The sequence below is a fragment of the Nocardioides sp. Root682 genome, from assembly GCF_001427795.1.
Taxonomy (GTDB): Bacteria; Actinomycetota; Actinomycetes; order Propionibacteriales; family Nocardioidaceae; genus Nocardioides.
On sequence record NZ_LMHJ01000001.1, the window covers coordinates 383,098 to 400,168 of the forward strand.

A 17,071-nucleotide genomic window follows, 5' to 3' on the forward strand; every position below is an offset into this window, starting at 1 on the left:
TCAACTACAACCAATGGTCGCACAGTTGTGGTTATTCCCCCCAGACGAGGACCGGCTTGACCACCGCACCCGATTTCGTGTCCGCGATCGCGTCCGCGATCCGCTCGAAGGGGTAGGTCGTCACGAGGTGGTCGACCTCGAATTTGCCCGCTCCACGAAGCGCGATCAGCTCCGGGATCGTGACCTGCGGATCCGACTCCCCCTCCACCGAGGACCGCACGGTCTTGCCTGACTGGAGCAGGTCGATCGCGTCGATCGTGTACTCGTCGGCTCCGAGGCCCAGCGCGACCAGCATGCCGCGGCTGCGCAGCGAGCGCTGCGCCTGCAGGACCACGGCCGGCAGCGCCGTCGTGTCGATGGCGTACGACGCCCCGCCACCCGTGAGCGACCGGACCTGTTCCTCGACGGCTGGGGCACCGCCCGCCGTGGGGTCGATCGCCGTGGCGCCGTACTCCTCCGCGAGGGCCCGGCGCGTGGCCACCGGGTCGACGGCAATGACCGTCCCGACGCCCCTGCCGCGCGCTGCCGCGACCGCAGCGAGACCGACTCCTCCGGCGCCGAAGACCACGAGCGAGTCTCCGGGAGCGGGATCGAGGAGGTTGAGCACGGTGCCGGCGCCGGTCTGGAAGCCGCACGCGAAGGGGGCCAGGTGAGCCAGGTCCAGGGACTTGTCCACGACGACACAGTTGTCGGCGTACGCGAGGGCGTGGCGCGCGAAGCTGGACTGTCCGAAGAAGTTGCCGAAGACCGTCTGCCCGGCACGGTCTCCGTCCGCCGCCGTCATGGTCGTCGAGCCGTCGGCCCGCATCCCCATGTAGTTGAGCAGCAGGGACTGCTCGCAGTAGCCGACGTGGCCCTCCCGGCAGGGCTCGCAGGCGCGGCAGGAGCGGAAGCTCAGCACGACGTGGTCGCCGACCGCGATCCCCGCGACGTCGGCGCCGACCTGCTCGACGACGCCCGTGCCCTCGTGGCCCATCACGGTCGGCATCATCTCGGCGGGCAGCATCGTCGGCACCACCAGGTCGGTGTGGCACAGGCCGGTGGCGACGATCCGCACCAGGACCTCGTCGTCTCGGGGTGCCTCGAGGTGCACGTCGGTGAAGGTGAAGTCGCCGCCCGGTTCGTTGACGACGAGGGCGGTGGTGCGCAGGGTGTCAGTCACCCGAGCAATCTAGAACATGTTCCAGAAACGTCTCGACACGCCTCGCCTGGCGGCTCGGCTACTCGACGACCAGATCAGGTGGCCCAGGTCCGCGCCACGCGGGCGGCCAGCACGGTGAGCGCGCCGGCCGGATCGGCGAAGGCGCGCTCCTCCCCGACGGCGTCGACGAGGGAGTAGGCGGCGTCCATCCCCAGGGCGCGCATCTCGCGGGAACCGACCAGGACCTGGCCGGCGAGGGCGACGCAGGGGCGGAGCGCCTCGGCGGCGATGGCGGCGACGCCGGCGGGAACCTTGCCGGCGCGGCTGCTGAAGTCGAAGGCACCCTCGCCGGTGATCACCAGGTCCGCAGTCCGTGCCTGCTCGGCCAGACCGACGGCGTCAGCGACCAGCCCGATGCCTCCGACCCTCGACCCGCCGAGCAGCAGCAGCGCGAAGCCCAGCCCGCCGGCAGCACCGGCACCGGGGGCGAGCGCCAGGCGCCGGTCCGTGGCGAGCGCGAACTCCTCGAGGTAGCCGTCCATGACGACCTGCATCTCCTCGTCGAGGCCCTTCTGGGCGCCGAAGGTCTTGCTCGCACCGAACAGTCCGGTGAGGGGGTTGTCGACGTCGGTCGCCGCGACGAGCTCGACCCCGTCGACGAGCGCGCGGGCGATGCTGAGGTCCACCGTGGTCACGCCGTTGAGGAACACGCCGCCGACGTCCAGCGCGACATCGGCCGACGCGCCGAGTGCGGCCAGCAGCCCGGCGCCGCCGTCGATGGTGCCGGATCCGCCCAGGCCGACCACGACCCGATCGGCTCCCGCGTTGATGGCTTCCAGGACGAGCGAGCCGACGCCCACCGTCGTACCGAACTCGCCGAGCTTGCCGCCGGTGAGGTGGATGCCGCAGGCCTGCGCACTCTCGACGTACGCCGTCCGTCCGACCATCAGCAGCGTCGCGGGGACCTCGTGTCCCGGAGGTGCCTCGACCGTGACCGCCAGCAGGTCACCCCCGAGCGAGGCGTGGAGCACGTCCACGAAGCCCGGGCCACCGTCCGACATCGGCGCCAGCACGATCTCGTCGTCCGGGGCGTGGAGCCGCCAGCCGGCCGCGATCGCTTCGGCCGCCTCGACCGCGGTGAGCGTGCCGGCGAACTTGTCAGGGGCCACCAGCACGCGCATGGCGTCATCATGGGCCATGACCACCCGGAGCACCGACCGGTGGCTCTCGACACGTCAGATCTAGGATGGGGCCATGACCACCGTGGACCTTCCACTGCTGCCACTCGGCCGCGGCACCGACCCGCTCTCCGAGCGTGGCGTCGACTGCCCGGGCGACCTGCCGGCCGCCTCCGATCCCGACCTGGTCGAGCGTGCTCGTGCCGCCCGGGAGAAGCTCGGCGAGCGCCTGTTCGTGCTCGGGCACCACTACCAGCGCGACGAGGTCATCCAGTTCGCCGACGTCACCGGTGACTCGTTCAAGCTCGCCCGCGACGCGGCTGCTCGCCCGGAGGCCGAGTACATCGTCTTCTGCGGCGTGCACTTCATGGCCGAGTCCGCCGACATCCTCACCGGCCCCGACCAGCGCGTCATCCTCCCCGACCTCGCGGCCGGCTGCTCGATGGCCGACATGGCGCGCATCGCCCAGGTCGAGAAGGCGTGGGATGCCCTCGCTGCGGCCGGCGTCCAGGACGTCGTCGTCCCGGTCACCTACATGAACTCCAGCGCCGACATCAAGGCGTTCTGCGGTCGCAACGGCGGCGTCGTGTGCACGTCGTCGAACGCCGAGGTGGCACTCGACTGGGCCTACGCGCAGAAGGGCGAGGACACCAAGGTCCTCTTCCTGCCCGACCAGCACCTCGGTCGCAACACCGCCGTGCTGCAGCTGGGCATCCCGCTCGACGAGTGCGTCGTGTGGAACCCCTTCAAGCCCAACGGCGGGCTCACCGCCGAGGAGCTCGCCAAGGCGAAGATCATCCTCTGGAAGGGCCACTGCTCGGTCCACGGCCGGTTCTCCGCCGACGTGATCGACGAGCTCCGCGCCAAGGTGCCCGGCCTCAACGTGCTGGTCCACCCCGAGTGCCAGCACGAGGTCGTGCTCAAGGCCGACCAGGTGGGCTCGACCGAATACATCATCAAGACGATCGAGGCCGCGCCCGCCGGTTCGAGCTGGGCCATCGGCACCGAGCTCAACCTGGTGCAGCGCCTCAAGAACGCCCACCCGGACAAGAACATCATGTTCCTGGACCGCAACGTCTGTTACTGCTCGACGATGAACCGGATCGACCTGCCGCACCTCGTGTGGACGCTCGAGAACCTCGTCGAGGGGGTCGTCGTGAACCAGATCCAGGTGGACCCGCAGACCGAGGCGGACGCGCTCGTGGCCCTCCAGCGGATGCTCGACCTCCCCGGGAAGTCCCACCGTGACTGACACCCTCCCTGCTTGTCCCACGTGTGCGAGTGAGTACACCTACGAGATGGGCGACCTGCTCGTGTGCCCGGAGTGCGCCCACGAGTGGTCGCCCGCCGAGGCTGCCGCCGAGGCACAGGCCGCGGCGGACGCTGACGTCGTGCGCGACGCCAACGGCAACCCGCTGGCCGACGGCGACGACGTGATCATCGTCAAGATCCTCCCCGTCAAGGGAGCGCCGAAGCCGATCAAGGCGGGCACCAAGGTGCGCAACATCCGTCTGGTCGACCCCACGAAGCGGGTGGGCGACCACGACATCGACGCCAAGGTCGACGGCTTCGGCCCGATGCAACTCAAGTCCAGTGTGGTCAGGAAGGCCTGAGCGTGTTCAAGCGCACCAAGTCCCCCGTCGAAGAGACGACCGTCGCGAAGCCGGGCGGCAAGGGTCGTCCGACCCCGACGCGCAAGGAGGCCGAGGCCGCAGCCAGGGCTCGCGCCAAGGCGCCCGCCGACCGCAAGGCCACCTCCCGCAAGGAACGCGAGTTCCGTGCCGAGCAGAGCAAGCGCATCCGCCAGGGCATGAAGGAGGGCGACGAGAAGTACATGCTCCCCCGTGACCGCGGTCCGGTCCGTCGCTTCATCCGTGACTACGTCGACGCCCGGTTCTCCATCGTCGAGATGGTCATCCCGTTGATGATCGTCGGCCTGATCCTCGGGTACACCCGCAACGACGCGCTGCGTCAGGCCAGCAGCCTGGTCCTGCTCGCGACCGTGCTGTTCGTCGTCACCGACATGTTCGTGCTGCGGTTCCGGATCCGCCGCGAGCTCAAGCGACGCTTCCCCGAGGAGCCGCTCAAGGGCACGACCTACTACACGCTGACCCGCGCGATGCAGATGAAGTTCATGCGGATGCCGAAGGCCAAGGTCAAGATCGGGCAGGCCCTGCCGGACGACTACCGCTGACGTGAAGATCATCGCGGCGCTGCACGCGCCTGCCCTCGGGGACGTGCTCCGCGGGTCGGCCTTCCGCGACGACGTCGCCGCCGGTGGCGCCACCCGGCTCCAGGTGAACGTCGACGACGACGCCGTCGCCCCGGCCATGCGGTTCGGTCCCGGCGTACAGATCACCGCAGTCGTGAGCGTGTGGACCCCTGGATCGCCCGACGCGGTCGTGGACGTCGTACGACGGCTCGACGGCAGCGCCGACGCGTGGCTGGTCGAGGAACGCGAACCCCTGGCTCCGCCCGCCGTTGCGGACGGGGCGCGGGCCGACACCCTGGCGAACGTCGCATTCCTGCGCCGCCCGGACACCCTCTCGCCCGAGGCGTGGCGGACCGACTGGCTCGACCGGCACACCCAGGTCGCGATCGACACCCAGGGCACGTTCGGCTATGTCCAGAACCCCGTGCTGGAGGCCCTCACCGCCGACGCACCGGCGGTCGCCGGCATCGTCGAGGAGCTGTTCCCGATGGCCGCGATGACTGACCACCACGCCTTCTACGGCAGCGGCGGCGACGAGGCCGAGTTCCAGCGGCGGTTCGCGGTGCTGATGGAGAGCTGTGAGCGCTTCGGAGCGGCGCAGGGCCTCGACCTCGTGCCGACCAGCCGCTACACGTTCACCCTGACCTGAGCGACCGGCTCAGCCCGGCCGACTCAGCCCGGCCGGCTCAGCCCAGCGCCTCGGAGCGGCGCGGCGACCGGGTCAGCGTCGGGTCGGTCGTCACGACCCCGTCGAGCACGCGGTCGATCGCAGCCAGCGTGTCGGCGTCCAGCTTCACGCCCGCTGCCTTGACGTTCTCCGTCACCTGCTCGGGCCGGCTGGCGCCGATGATCGCGGCCGAGACGTTGTCGTTCTGGAGGACCCACGCGACGGCCAGCTGCGCGAGCGAGAGCCCGGCGGCGTCCGCGATGGGCGTCAGCTGCTGGACCCGCTCCAGGACGTCGTCCTTGAGCCAGCGCCCGATCATGTCGGCGCCGCCCTTGGCGTCGGTCGCGCGTGACCCCGCGGGCGGAGGCTGGCCCGGGAGGTACTTCCCGGTCAGCACGCCCTGCGCGATCGGGGACCACACGACCTGGCCGAGGCCGAGCTCGCGGCTCGTCGGGACGACTTCCTCCTCGATGACCCGCCAGAGCATGGAGTACTGCGGCTGGTTGGAGACGAGGGGCACCCGCAGCTCCCGGGCGAGCTCGGCCGCCGCACGGATCTCCTCGGCACGCCACTCCGAGACGCCGATGTAGAGCGCCTTGCCGGAGCGCACGACGTCGGCGAAGGCCAGCATCGTCTCCTCCAGCGGCGTCTCGTGGTCGAACCGGTGCGCCTGGTAGAGGTCGACGTAGTCGGTGCCGAGTCGGCGCAGCGAACCGTCGATCGACTCGAGGATGTGCTTGCGGGACAGCCCGTGGTCGTTGTGCTTGCCCGGACCCGTCGGCCAGAAGACCTTGGTGAAGATCTCCAGGCCCTCCCGACGCTCACCGGCGAGCGCCTTGCCGAGCACCGACTCGGCGGCCGTGTTGGCGTAGACGTCGGCCGTGTCGAAGGTGGTGATCCCGTCGGTGAGGGCCTGGCGGACGCACGCCAAGGCTGCGTCCTCCTCGACCTGCGAACCGTGGGTGAGCCAGTTGCCGTACGCGATGGCCGAGATCCTGAGGCCGCTCGCTCCGAGGTTGCGAATCTCCATGCGTCGACCCTAGTCGCGCCGGGCAACCCGATGACGACGCCGACCGCGACGCCGAAGGACGGTCCTGCCACTCACCCTGCGAGGATGGACCCATGGTCGCTGCTGACGTCTCCGTCCGGGTCGGGTGGCCCGCCGACGCTCCCGGGATCGCCGCGGTCCAGCTCCGCACCTGGCAGCAGAGGTACGACGACGAGCTGGCCGCGCTGCTCACCGCACGCGGCATCGGGCCTGATGCCCTGACCGAGTCCTGGCGCGCGTCCCTCTCCCGACCGCCCGAGGCCCGACACCGGGCGCTGGTCGCGCTGACCCACGACGTGGTGGTCGGCTTCGCGCTCACCGTGCCCGCGACCGACCCCGACGCCGACCCGGCGGTCGACGGCGAGATCGTCGAGTTCACGATCGACCCGGAGAAGACCCGCGCGGGCCACGGGTCCCGGCTGCTGCAGGCCTGCGCCGACACCCTCGAGGCCGACCGGTTCAGCCGGGCGGTGTGCTGGGTCTCCACGACCGACGACGCCCTGCGTGCGTTCCTGACCAGCGCCGGCTGGGCGCCGGACGGCGCCAGCCGCGAGCTCGCCGACGAGTCCGGCGGCACCATCAAGCAGCTCCGGCTGCACACCTCGCTCGCCTGACCGACCGATCGTCGTCGCCGTGGAGGGTCCCCGTCGTCGTACCGTCGTTCGCGACAGCCTGGGCGTCGCGATCGCGACGGGTACCTACGGCCTGGGCTTCGGCGCCGTCGGCGTCGCGTCCGGGCTCGACGTCGCGCAGACCTGCGTGCTGTCCCTGCTGATGTTCACCGGCGCCTCCCAGTTCGCGCTGGCGGGCGTGCTGGGCTCCGGGGGCACTCCGGTGGCCGGCGCCCTCGCTGCGCTGCTCCTGGGCACGCGCAACACGCTCTACGGGCTCCGTCTGGCACCGCTGCTCGGCTACCGCGGGTGGCGGCGCGCGCTTGCCGCTCATGTGCTCATCGACGAGTCGACCGCGATGGCCGTCACCCGGCCCGACCGGGACCTCGCCCGCACCGGCTTCCTCGTCACCGGCGGCACCATCTTCGTGCTGTGGAACCTCACGACCCTGGTCGGTGCCGTGGCTGGCGAACAGCTCGGCGACCCGCGCGACCTCGGCCTGGACGCAGCAGTCGGCGCCGCGTTCCTCGCACTGCTGTGGCCACGCCTGACGACGCCCCTGACCCGGACCGCGGCTCTCGTTGCCGCACTCGTGGCGGCGGGCGCGGTCACCACGACCCCGGCCGGTGTGCCCGTGCTGGTGGCTGCCGGTGTGGCGGTCCTCGTGGGCGCGCTCACCGCGCGGTCCAGCACCCGTCCCGACGAGGAGGTGCCGGCGTGATCTGGTGGGCTGTCCTCGGCGCCGGCGTGGGTTGCTACCTGCTCAAGCTGGCGGGACTCTCGGTGCCCGCTCGGGTGCTCGCGCACCCGGTCGTCGCGCGGATCGCCGACCTGATCCCGGTGGCCCTGCTGGCCGGGCTGGTCACGGTGCAGGTGTTCGCAGCACCCCACGGGCGCGCTCTGGCGCTGGACGCGCGTGCGGCAGCCCTCGCGCTCGCCGTACTGCTGCTGCTCGCGCGAGCACCCTTCCTGGTGGTGGTGTTCGGCTCAGCCGCCTGCGCGGCGTTGCTCCGCCTGCTCTGACGCGCCACCCCCAGCTCGGTCAGGGCAGGTCGAGGAAGTGCTCGAGGCCCACCGTCAAGCCGGGGTACGACGCGATCTTCCGTACGCCGGTCAACACGCCCGGGGTGAACGAGACTCGATCCAGGGAGTCGTGACGGATCGTCAGGGTCTCCCCCAGCCCGCCGAGCACGACTTCCTGGTGGGCCACGAGGCCGCGGATGCGCAGGCTGTGGACGCGTATGCCGTCGACGTCGGCACCCCGGGCGGCGTCGATGCCGGTGCTGGTCGCATCCGGGATCGGCGCGCTTCCGGCGGCGCGACGCGCGGCGGCGATCAGCTCCGCTGTGCGCCCGGCCGTGCCGCTCGGTGCGTCGGCCTTCGTCGGGTGGTGGAGCTCGACGACCTCGACCGACTCGAAGAAGGGGGCCGCGATGGCCGAGAAGCGCATCATCAGGATCGCGCCGATCGAGAAGTTCGGGGCGATCAACACGCCTGTTCCGGGGCTGTCGGCCAGCCAGCCGCGCAGGGTCTCGAGTCGCTCGTCGTCGAACCCGGTCGTGCCCACGACGGCGTGGATGCCGTTCTCGATGCAGTAGCGCAGGTTGTCCATCACCACGTCGGGGTGGGTGAAGTCGACGACCACCTGGGTGCCGGACGCGGCCAGCGCGTCGATCGGGTCGCCCTGGTCGACACCGACCGTGAAGTCGACGTCCGGAGCACCCTCGACGGCCGTCACCACCTCGGCGCCGACCTTGCCGCGGGCCCCCAGCACCCCGACCTGGAGGCGACCCGCGGGACGCTCTTCTGCTGCATTCTCAGCGACACGTTCAGCCACGAGACCAAGGTAGTGCGTCACCCGGGCCGACGTTCTGGCAGGCTGGGGCCCATGGTGAACAAGATCCCGGCCCGGATCCGGTGGGCGGTGGATTTCATGGACGTCCAGCCCAACGACCACGTGCTGGAAATCGGATGCGGCTCCGGAGCCGCCGCCGACCTCATCTGTCGTCGACTCGAGGGCCGCGGCAAGATGTTTGCCATCGACCGTTCCGAGGCGGGGGTGGACCGTACGAAGGCCCGCTGTGCCGAGCACATCGAGGCGGGAAAGCTGACCGTGCGCCAGATCGACCTGGCCACGCTGCGCGTCCCGGTCAAGCGGCTCACGAAGGTGTTCGCGTTCGACGTGCACCTGTTCTGGGTGCGCGACGCCGCCGAGGAGATCGCACTCCTGCACGAGCGGCTGATGCCAGGGGGTTCGGTCCAGCTGTTCTTCGACACCAGCAAGCCCGAGCACGTCCCGGACATGCTCGCCAAGACGTCGGAGCAGCTGCGCGACGGCGGCTTCCGGGTCTACATCGTCGACTCGAAGATGCCCCCGGTCATCGGGATCATCGGGCGTCGCTGACCCTCACTGCCCCCGCTGACCTTGGGGTCCCGCCTGACGTCGTACGACGTCAGGCGGGCCCGACCACGGCGAGCAGCTCGGGTCGCCCGAACACCTCGGCGGCCACCTCACGCACCTGCTCGAGAGTGACGCCCTCGATCCGCTCGATCACCTCGTCGATCCCGGTGACCTCGGCGTGGACGAGCTCGTTCTTGCCCAGACGCATCATCCGTGACCCCGAGTCCTCCAGGCCGAGGATCATGCCGCCCACCAGCTGTCCCTTGCCGCGGGAGAGTTCGTCGGCGCTGATTCCTTGAGCCGCGATCAGGTCCAGCTGCTCGCGCACGACCGCGAGCACCTCATCGGTGCGGTCGGGCAGGCAGCCGACGGCCACACCGACCAGCCCGGAGTCGGCGTAGTGGCTCGCGAAGGAGTAGACGGAGTAGGCCAGGCCACGGCGCTCCCGGACCTCCTGGAACAGCCGGCTCGACGTGCCGCCGCCCAGGGCGGTGTTGAGCACGCCCAACGCGAAGCGGCGGTCGTCGTCACGGGCAAGGCCCTCGCGTCCGATCACGATGTTGACCTGCTCGAAGGGTCGCTCGACCTGACCGGATCCGCCGCTCACGCGGGGCCGACGGCGTACGGCTTCGCCCCGCGGCGGCTCCGGTGATGCCTGGGCGTCGAGCCAGCCGTGGCGGGAGAACGCCTTCTTGATGGCCTTCACCACGGCGTTGTGGTCGACGGCTCCGGCCACGGAGATGACCGTGTTGGCGGGCACGTAGTGCCGGCGGTAGAACCGCTTGATCTGGGCCGGCGACATGGCTTCGATCGAGCCGGTGGTGCCGGCGATCGGTCGGCCCAGCGGCGACTCGGCCCCCCAGGCGAGCTCCGCCAGAAGATTCTGTACGACGTCGTCGGGGTCGTCGTCGTGCATCGCGATCTCGTCGAGGATGACGTCGCGCTCGGCGTCGACGTCGTGGGCCTCGATCAGCGATCCGGTGATCATGTCGCCGACGACGTCCACCGCGAGCGGCAGGTCGTCGGACAGCACCCGCGCGTGGAAGCAGGTGTACTCCTTGGCGGTGAAGGCGTTGAACTCCCCGCCCACCGCGTCGAGCTCGATCGAGATGTCCAGCGCGGACCGCTCCCCCGTGCCCTTGAACAGCAGGTGCTCGAGGAAGTGCGAGGCGCCGTGGGTGGTGGCGGTCTCGTCACGCGAGCCGACGCCGATCCACACACCGAGCGAGGCGGACCGGGATCCGGCCATCTGCTCGGTGACGATGCGCAGGCCCGAGGCGAGCTGCGTACGTCGTACCAGCGAGGTCACCTGACCGGCGTCGTCACGGACCGTCTCGAGGGTGCGGGTCGAGGCCCGGGAAACGGCCGACGGCCGGTCAGCATTGCGCTGACCGGCCGTCGTGTTGAGCTTGTTGCTCACGCGTCCTCGGACTCCGCAGCGTCCGCAACCTCGGCGGCGTCCTCGGTCGAGGCAGCCTCCTCGACGACGGGGATCAGCGACAGCTTGCCGCGGTCGTCGATCTCGGCGATCTCGACCTGGAGCTTCTGGCCGACCGAGACGATGTCCTCGACGTTCTCCACGCGCTTGCCACCGGCGATGGCGCGCAGCTTGCTGATGTGCAGCAGCCCGTCCTTGCCCGGCATCAGCGCGATGAAGGCACCGAAGTTCGTCGTCTTCACGACCGTGCCGAGGTAACGCTCACCGATCTCGGGCATGGTCGGGTTGGCGATCGCGTTGACCGCCTGGCGGGCGGCCTCGGCCGCTTCACCGTTGGTCGCACCGATGTAGACCGTGCCGTCGTCCTCGATGGACAGCGTCGCACCGGTGTCGTCCTGGATCTGGTTGATCACCTTGCCCTTCGGGCCGATGACCTCGCCGATCTTGTCGACAGGGACCTTCACCGTGATGATCCGCGGAGCGTGGATCGACATCTCCTCGGGACCGTCGATGGCCTCGGCCATGACCTCGAGGATCGCCAGACGGGCGTCCTTGGCCTGGTTGAGGGCCTTTGCGAGGACCTCGGCCGGGATGCCGTCGAGCTTGGTGTCGAGCTGGAGCGCGGTCACGAACTCCTTGGTGCCGGCGACCTTGAAGTCCATGTCGCCGAACGCGTCCTCGGCGCCGAGGATGTCGGTCAGCGCGACGTACTCGAGCTTGCCGTCGATCTCACCGGAGATGAGGCCCATCGCGATACCGGCGACGGAGGCCTTCAGCGGGACACCGGCCTGCAGCAGCGACAGGGTCGAGGCACAGACCGAACCCATCGAGGTGGAGCCGTTGGAGCCCATGCACTCGGAGATCTGGCGAATCGAGTAGGGGAACTCCTCGCGGCTCGGCAGCACGGGCACCAGGGCACGGCGCGCCAGGGCGCCGTGGCCGATCTCGCGACGCTTCGGCGAACCGACGCGACCGGTCTCACCGGTGGAGAACGGCGCGAAGACGTACTTGTGCATGTAGCGGCGGTGCTTCTCCGGCGACAGCGTGTCGAGCTGCTGCTCCATCTTGAGCATGTCGAGGGTGGTGACGCCCAGGATCTGGGTCTCGCCACGCTCGAACAGAGCCGAACCGTGGACGCGCGGGATCACGTCGACCTCGGAGTGCAGCGGACGGATGTCGGCGAGGCCGCGGCCGTCGATGCGGATCTTGTCGCGGAGCACGCGCTCGCGGACGACGTTCTTGTTGACCGAGCGGAACGCCGCGCCGATCTCCTTCTCGCGACCCTCGAACTGGCCGGCGAGCTTCTCGAGCAGGCCACCCTTGAGCTCGTCGGTGCGCGCTTCGCGCTCCTGCTTGTCACCGATGGTCATCGCGGAGGCCAGGTCGGCCTTCGTGGCGGCCTCGACGGCGGCGTAGACGTCGTCCTCGTAGTCGAGGAAGACCGGGAACTCCTGGATCGGCTTCGCAGCGACGTTGGCCAGCTCCTGCTGGGCCTCGCACAGCTGCTTGATGAACGGCTTGGACGCGTCCAGACCGGCAGCAACGACCTCTTCGGTCGGCGCCTGGGCACCGCCCTGGACCTTGGCGAACGAGTCCTCGGTGGCCTCGGCCTCGACCATCATGATCGCGACGTCGCCGGTCTCGGTGACGCGGCCGGCAACGACCATGTCGAAGACGGCGTTCTCGAGCTGGCTGTGGGTCGGGAAGGCAACCCACTGGCCGTCGATCAGGGCGACGCGGGTCGCACCGACGGGGCCGGAGAACGGCAGGCCGGAGAGCTGGGTGGAGAGCGACGCGGCGTTGATCGCGAGCACGTCGTAGAGGGCGTCGGGGTTGAGCGCCATCACGGTGATGACGACCTGGACCTCGTTGCGCAGACCCTTCTTGAAGGTCGGGCGCAGCGGGCGGTCGATGAGGCGGCAGGTGAGGATCGCGTCCTCGCCCGGGCGGCCTTCGCTACGGAAGAAGGAGCCGGGGATCTTGCCGGCGGCGTACATCCGCTCTTCCACGTCGATGGTCAACGGGAAGAAGTCGAAGTGGTCCTTGGGGTGCTTGCCGGCGGTGGTCGCCGAGAGCAGCATCGTGTCGTCGTCGAGGTAGGCAGTCACCGAACCGGCGGCCTGGCGGGCCAGGAGGCCCGTCTCGAACTTGATGGTGCGGGTGCCGAACTTGCCGTTGTCGAGAACGGTCTCCACGGCGGAAATGACGGGTTCAGTCAAGGGGTTCTCTTCTTCATGTGGTGCGGGACGCGTTGCCCCGCTGCAATGGACTTGATGACGTTCGCCACCTTATCGACCGGGCGGCGAATTGCAGAACGGGCGACCCCCTGAGGGATCACCCGTTCAACGGCTATTCCGGTCGCTGGATCAGCGACGGAGGCCGAGGCGCTCGACGATGGAGCGGTAACGCTCGATCTCGGTCTTCTTCAGGTAGTTGAGAAGACGGCGGCGCTGGCCCACGAGGAGCAGCAGGCCACGACGGCTGTGGTGGTCGTGCTTGTGCTTCTTGAGGTGCTCCGTCAGGTGGCTGATGCGGTGGCTCAGCAGCGCGATCTGCACCTCGGGCGAACCGGTGTCGCCCTCGGACGTGCCGTATTCGGCGACGATCTTCTTCTTGGTCTCAGCGTCGGTTCCGACTGCCATGGGTTCTCCCTGTGTTCGCTCGTTGCGCGGCGCTCCAGCCTGATTTCCTGGAGCACTCTCGATCCGCGGCCGTTCTGACGGCGGTGGTGCCGTCGAGGACTCCCCGACGACAACCGACAAAGGTTATCCCGGACCGGCCGCGAGTCTCCAATCGGTGACGCCTCAGCGAGCGGGCAGCTCGGGCAGTTCGGGCAGCTCGGGCAGCTCGGCGGTCGGCGCGGTCGGGAACGGGAAGTCCGGCAACACGGGAGGGGTCGGACCGTCCCACGCATCGGCCGCCCGCTCCCCCGTGTCGGGATCGACCTTGCCCACCGGGAGCGGGAAGACGTTGAACCGGGGTGATCCGTTGCTCAGCCACGGATACATCAGGGTCTCGTAGTCGTCGAGGAAGAGGTGCTCGTTGATGACGAGCGGGCGACCGGCGCCGTCGAAGAGCTGCGCGCCCGTCACCGGCGTCCCCGTGGCGTCGTACACGAACAGGTTGGTCAGCTCGACGCCGTTGAACATCAGGCCGACACCGGGCTCCTCCGTGCTGCCGAAGTCGCTGTAGCCCCACTGTTCCGCCTTGTCGTAGGCGATCCCTGTCCCCGCACGATCCATCGCGCTGGGCAGCAGGCAGATCGCCAGCAGGTTCAGGCCGATGAGCGCCAGTCGGGCCGCGGCGTGGCCTCGCACTCGAGCCACGAGGCCGGCACCACGGCCGACCTGGACACTGCCGACCACCAGGACCAGGAGGACAGCGAGCCAGTCGACGTCGTAGCTGGCATGCGACGCGTGACCCGCGATGTCCTGGAGCAGCATCCAGGCGACCCAGGCCCGAAGAACCCACCACACGGGACGCAGCGACTCGACGAAGTCGCGGGGCTCGCCTGGCACCTTGTCGGCCAGCTCGACCCACCTCCGCCTGCCGGCGTCGAGCCACTCGCCGAGAACCATGGCGATCGGCCGGCGCACACGTCGCTCGGCGGCAACGGGCGCAAATCCTGCAGCCGTCCGCAGCTCTGCTGCGTACACCGCCGGGTCTCCCAGCACCTCAGCCGGACCCTCGGGACCGGAGTGCTCCGCCAACCGCTCGGACAGGTCCGCACGCAGACCACCGATCAGCTCGTCGCGCTCATCGGGGCTGAGGTCGGCGAGCCGATGCTCGACCTCGACCACGAACGCCTCGACCTCGGACTGGACAGCGACCTTCACGGTGTCGTTCATGCGTTGGCCTCCTGGCCGGAGAGGAGCGTGGTCACGGTGGTCGAGAACTGGAGCCAGTCCTCGGACTCGCGCTTGAGCTGTTCGCGGCCGCCCGGGGTGATGCCGTAGTACTTGCGGTGCGGCCCCTCGTCCGAGGGCACGACGTACGACGTCAGCGCGCCGGCGGCGTACAGCCTGCGGAGCGTCCCGTAGACCGAGGCGTCGCCCACGTCACCGAGGCCCGCCGAGCGGAGCCGCCTGAGCACGTCGTAGCCGTAGCCGTCGTCGTCCTCGACGACCGCGAGCACGGCCAGGTCGAGGACTCCCTTGAGGAGCTGGGTCGAATCCATGCAGCGCACACTATTACGGTTTGCGCAGTACTGTCGACAGCGGACGACCTTCCGCGTGTCGGCGCGAACTGCGACGATGCGTGGGTGGAGCAACGAATCGGCGTGTGCAACCTGTGCGAGGCGACCTGTGGGCTCCTGCTCACCATCGAGAACGGCAAGGTGACGGGCGCGCGGGGCAACCCGGACGACCCGCTCTCGCGCGGGCACATCTGCCCGAAGGGAGTGGCCATCGGCGACATCCACGCCGACCCGGACCGGTTGCAGCGGCCGGTCCGCCGGATCGGTGAAGGTGCCGACGCCCGGTGGGAGGAGATCTCCTGGGACGAGGCGTTCGACCTCGTTGCCGACAAGCTCGCCGCCACGATCCGCGAGCACGGTGACGACGCGCTCGCGATCTACCTCGGCAACCCGAACGTGCACAGCCTGGGCTCGATGACCCACGGCGTCGCGCTCGTCCAGTCCTTCCGGACCCACAACAAGTTCAGTGCGACCTCCGTCGACCAGCTCCCCCATCAGTTCCTCGGCCACCTGCTCTACGGCCACCAGCTTCTGCTGCCCGTGCCCGACATCGACCGCACGTCGTACTTCCTGGTCTTCGGAGCCAACCCGATGGCGTCCAACGGGTCCCTGATGACGGTGCCCGACTTCCCCGGCCGGCTGCGCGAGCTCAAGGCTCGCGAGGGCCGGATGGTGGTCTTCGACCCGCGGCGCACCGAGACCGCGAAGGTGGCCACCGAGCACCACTTCGTCCGGCCCGGCACCGACGCCTGGGTGCTGCTGGCCCTGCTGAACGTCCTGTTCACCGAGGGCCTCACCAGCCCGCCGTCGTACGTCGACGGGCTGGACGAGGTCGCACGCCTGGTCGCGGACTTCACCCCGGCAGCGGCCGCCGAGGTCAGCGGCGTCCCCGCCGCAGACATCGAACGGGTGGCACGCGAGTTCGCGGCCGCCGACGGTGCGGCGGCGTACGGCCGGATCGGAGTCTCGACCCAGGAGTTCGGAACCCTCTGCCAGTGGGCGGTGCAGCTGATCAACCTGGTCACCGGCAACCTCGACCGGGCCGGAGGCGTGATGCTGACCAACCCGGCGATCGACGTGGTCGGACGCGGGCTGGTCGGACGCGGCCACCACGACCGGTTCCGGTCCCGGGTGCGCCAGGCGCCCGAGTTCGGCGGCGAGCTGCCGGTCTCCGTGCTCCGCGAGGAGATCGACACACCCGGCGACGGGCAGGTGCGCGCGCTGCTGACCATTGCCGGCAACCCTGTCCTGTCCACACCCGACGGTGCGGCGCTGGACCGGTCGATCAGCGGACTCGACTTCTTTGCAGCGGTCGACATCTACGTGAACGAGACGACCCGGCACGCCGACGTGATCCTGCCGCCGACGACCCTGCTGGAGCGCGACCACTACGACCTGGTGTTCCACGCCCTCGCCGTCCGCAACACCGCGCGCTTCACGCCCGCCGTTTTCGACAAGACGCGCGACCAGCGCCACGACTGGGAGATCTTCCGCGAGATCTACCTGCGCGTGGCGCGCCGGCTGCCCCGCAAGGCCCCGCTCAAGCGCCGCCTGACGGGCGAGATCCGGATGCGGACGAGCCCGACCTTCCTGATCGCGATGCTGCTGCGGAGCGGCCGGAACACCACGATCACCCAGCTGCGCAAGCATCCCGAGGGAGTGGACCTGGGCGCCCTGCGGGCCGACCAGCTGCCCGGACGCCTGGCCACGAAGGACAAGCGGATCGACGCTGCCCCCGCCATCGTCGTCGGAGACCTCGCCCGCCTGCGCGAGCACGAGGTGCCGAGCGGTGACCAGCTGCTGCTCATCGGCAGGCGCCACCAACGCGACTGCAACTCGTGGATGCACAACTCCGAGCGACTCACCCGCGGGCGCAACCGGCACCAGCTGCTCATGCACCCGGCCGACCTGGACGCCCGCGGCCTGGTCGACGGCGCCCTCGTGACGGTCAAGTCCCGTGTCGGGTCGGTCTCGGTGGAGGTACACGCCACCGAGGACGTGATGCCCGGCGTCGTGTCGCTGCCGCACGGCTTCGGGCACCAGGTCGGCGGCACCCGGATGGGGATCGCTGCCGAGGTCGTGGGGGTGTCGATCAACGACCTGACCGATCCCGACCGTCTCGACCTGTCCGGCAACGCCGCGCTCTCAGGTGTGCCGGTCACGGTCTCCTAGGCACGATC

Annotated in this window: 18 protein-coding genes; 9 read left to right on the forward strand and 9 right to left on the reverse strand. The window is 69.9% G+C overall.

The window, feature by feature from the left end; translation table 11 throughout:
- Nucleotides 1-31: 31 nt before the first annotated feature.
- Entirely contained in the window at nt 32-1,162 is a 1,131-nt protein-coding gene (locus ASD84_RS01845) for an NAD(P)-dependent alcohol dehydrogenase (protein ID WP_235530934.1), read from the reverse strand.
- A gap of 74 nt (nt 1,163-1,236) precedes the next feature.
- Nucleotides 1,237-2,322 (reverse strand): glycerate kinase, encoded by a 1,086-nt coding sequence (locus ASD84_RS01850; protein WP_056706151.1) that lies wholly within the window; start codon nt 2,320-2,322, stop codon nt 1,237-1,239.
- 73 nt (nt 2,323-2,395) lie between these two features.
- Between ASD84_RS01850 and nadA the strand changes: the two genes are divergently transcribed.
- The 4 genes from nadA to ASD84_RS01870 are packed head-to-tail and all read left to right on the forward strand — an operon-like array spanning nt 2,396 to nt 5,180.
- Complete coding sequence (gene nadA / locus ASD84_RS01855) at nt 2,396-3,571, forward strand: quinolinate synthase NadA (protein WP_056706152.1); 1,176 nt, start codon at nt 2,396-2,398, stop codon at nt 3,569-3,571.
- Nucleotides 3,564-3,932: a zinc ribbon domain-containing protein YjdM gene (locus ASD84_RS01860; RefSeq protein ID WP_082573097.1), complete on the forward strand. Its 369-nt coding sequence runs from the start codon at nt 3,564-3,566 to the stop codon at nt 3,930-3,932. The genes nadA and ASD84_RS01860 overlap by 8 nt, the downstream gene beginning before the upstream one ends.
- Nucleotides 3,933-3,934: 2 nt before the next feature.
- Nucleotides 3,935-4,513, forward strand: a complete 579-nt coding sequence (locus ASD84_RS01865; protein WP_056706154.1) for a DUF3043 domain-containing protein — start codon at nt 3,935-3,937, stop codon at nt 4,511-4,513.
- A gap of 1 nt (nt 4,514) precedes the next feature.
- Nucleotides 4,515-5,180 (forward strand): EthD domain-containing protein, encoded by a 666-nt coding sequence (locus tag ASD84_RS01870; protein WP_156391530.1) that lies wholly within the window; start codon nt 4,515-4,517, stop codon nt 5,178-5,180.
- A gap of 37 nt (nt 5,181-5,217) precedes the next feature.
- On the opposite strand, the gene ASD84_RS01875 is transcribed toward ASD84_RS01870, so the two are convergent.
- Nucleotides 5,218-6,228, reverse strand: coding sequence for an aldo/keto reductase family protein (locus ASD84_RS01875; RefSeq protein ID WP_056706155.1), 1,011 nt, complete (start codon nt 6,226-6,228; stop codon nt 5,218-5,220).
- Nucleotides 6,229-6,320: 92 nt separating this feature from the next.
- Between ASD84_RS01875 and ASD84_RS01880 the strand changes: the two genes are divergently transcribed.
- The 3 genes from ASD84_RS01880 to ASD84_RS01890 are packed head-to-tail and all read left to right on the forward strand — an operon-like array spanning nt 6,321 to nt 7,880.
- Complete coding sequence (locus ASD84_RS01880; protein ID WP_056706156.1) at nt 6,321-6,860, forward strand: GNAT family N-acetyltransferase; 540 nt, start codon at nt 6,321-6,323, stop codon at nt 6,858-6,860.
- 19 nt (nt 6,861-6,879) lie between these two features.
- Nucleotides 6,880-7,578, forward strand: a complete 699-nt coding sequence (locus tag ASD84_RS01885) for an AzlC family ABC transporter permease (RefSeq protein ID WP_235530935.1) — start codon at nt 6,880-6,882, stop codon at nt 7,576-7,578.
- Nucleotides 7,575-7,880: an AzlD domain-containing protein gene (locus tag ASD84_RS01890; RefSeq protein ID WP_056706159.1), complete on the forward strand. Its 306-nt coding sequence runs from the start codon at nt 7,575-7,577 to the stop codon at nt 7,878-7,880. The genes ASD84_RS01885 and ASD84_RS01890 overlap by 4 nt, the downstream gene beginning before the upstream one ends.
- A 19-nt stretch (nt 7,881-7,899) precedes the next feature.
- Here the strand turns inward: ASD84_RS01890 and dapB are convergent, their stop codons facing one another.
- Entirely contained in the window at nt 7,900-8,694 is a 795-nt protein-coding gene (dapB, locus tag ASD84_RS01895; protein ID WP_056710533.1) for a 4-hydroxy-tetrahydrodipicolinate reductase, read from the reverse strand.
- A gap of 51 nt (nt 8,695-8,745) precedes the next feature.
- On the opposite strand from dapB, the gene ASD84_RS01900 reads away from it, so the two are divergent.
- Nucleotides 8,746-9,261 (forward strand): class I SAM-dependent methyltransferase, encoded by a 516-nt coding sequence (locus ASD84_RS01900; protein WP_056706160.1) that lies wholly within the window; start codon nt 8,746-8,748, stop codon nt 9,259-9,261.
- Between the two features lie 49 nt (nt 9,262-9,310).
- Here the strand turns inward: ASD84_RS01900 and ASD84_RS01905 are convergent, their stop codons facing one another.
- The 5 genes from ASD84_RS01905 to ASD84_RS01925 all read right to left on the reverse strand — a co-directional run bounded on the left by ASD84_RS01905 (nt 9,311) and on the right by ASD84_RS01925 (nt 14,873).
- Nucleotides 9,311-10,678, reverse strand: coding sequence for a M16 family metallopeptidase (locus tag ASD84_RS01905; protein ID WP_056706162.1), 1,368 nt, complete (start codon nt 10,676-10,678; stop codon nt 9,311-9,313).
- Nucleotides 10,675-12,915, reverse strand: a complete 2,241-nt coding sequence (locus tag ASD84_RS01910; RefSeq protein WP_056706164.1) for a polyribonucleotide nucleotidyltransferase — start codon at nt 12,913-12,915, stop codon at nt 10,675-10,677. The genes ASD84_RS01905 and ASD84_RS01910 overlap by 4 nt, the downstream gene beginning before the upstream one ends.
- A gap of 147 nt (nt 12,916-13,062) precedes the next feature.
- Nucleotides 13,063-13,338: a 30S ribosomal protein S15 gene (rpsO, locus tag ASD84_RS01915; RefSeq protein WP_056706166.1), complete on the reverse strand. Its 276-nt coding sequence runs from the start codon at nt 13,336-13,338 to the stop codon at nt 13,063-13,065.
- A gap of 162 nt (nt 13,339-13,500) precedes the next feature.
- Nucleotides 13,501-14,544 (reverse strand): HAAS signaling domain-containing protein, encoded by a 1,044-nt coding sequence (locus ASD84_RS01920; RefSeq protein ID WP_056706167.1) that lies wholly within the window; start codon nt 14,542-14,544, stop codon nt 13,501-13,503.
- The gene (locus tag ASD84_RS01925) at nt 14,541-14,873 is read right to left on the reverse strand and encodes a PadR family transcriptional regulator (protein WP_056706170.1); all 333 of its coding nucleotides are present in this window, start codon (nt 14,871-14,873) and stop codon (nt 14,541-14,543) included. Before ASD84_RS01925 ends, ASD84_RS01920 begins: the two co-directional genes overlap by 4 nt.
- 84 nt (nt 14,874-14,957) lie before the next feature.
- On the opposite strand from ASD84_RS01925, the gene ASD84_RS01930 reads away from it, so the two are divergent.
- Complete coding sequence (locus ASD84_RS01930; protein WP_056706171.1) at nt 14,958-17,063, forward strand: molybdopterin-dependent oxidoreductase; 2,106 nt, start codon at nt 14,958-14,960, stop codon at nt 17,061-17,063.
- Nucleotides 17,064-17,071: the final 8 nt, after the last annotated feature.

Bases quoted from the DNA above. Each gene is read 5' to 3' on its own strand.
- ASD84_RS01875 (WP_056706155.1), bottom strand. From the start codon at position 6,228: ATGGAGATTCGCAACCTCGGAGCGAGCGGCCTCAGGATCTCGGCCATC.
- ASD84_RS01850 (WP_056706151.1), bottom strand. From the start codon at position 2,322: ATGCGCGTGCTGGTGGCCCCTGACAAGTTCGCCGGCACGCTCACCGCG.
- ASD84_RS01920 (WP_056706167.1), bottom strand. From the start codon at position 14,544: ATGAACGACACCGTGAAGGTCGCTGTCCAGTCCGAGGTCGAGGCGTTC.
- rpsO (WP_056706166.1), bottom strand. From the start codon at position 13,338: ATGGCAGTCGGAACCGACGCTGAGACCAAGAAGAAGATCGTCGCCGAA.
- ASD84_RS01900 (WP_056706160.1), top strand. From the start codon at position 8,746: ATGGTGAACAAGATCCCGGCCCGGATCCGGTGGGCGGTGGATTTCATG.
- nadA (WP_056706152.1), top strand. From the start codon at position 2,396: ATGACCACCGTGGACCTTCCACTGCTGCCACTCGGCCGCGGCACCGAC.
- ASD84_RS01925 (WP_056706170.1), bottom strand. From the start codon at position 14,873: ATGGATTCGACCCAGCTCCTCAAGGGAGTCCTCGACCTGGCCGTGCTC.
- ASD84_RS01880 (WP_056706156.1), top strand. From the start codon at position 6,321: ATGGTCGCTGCTGACGTCTCCGTCCGGGTCGGGTGGCCCGCCGACGCT.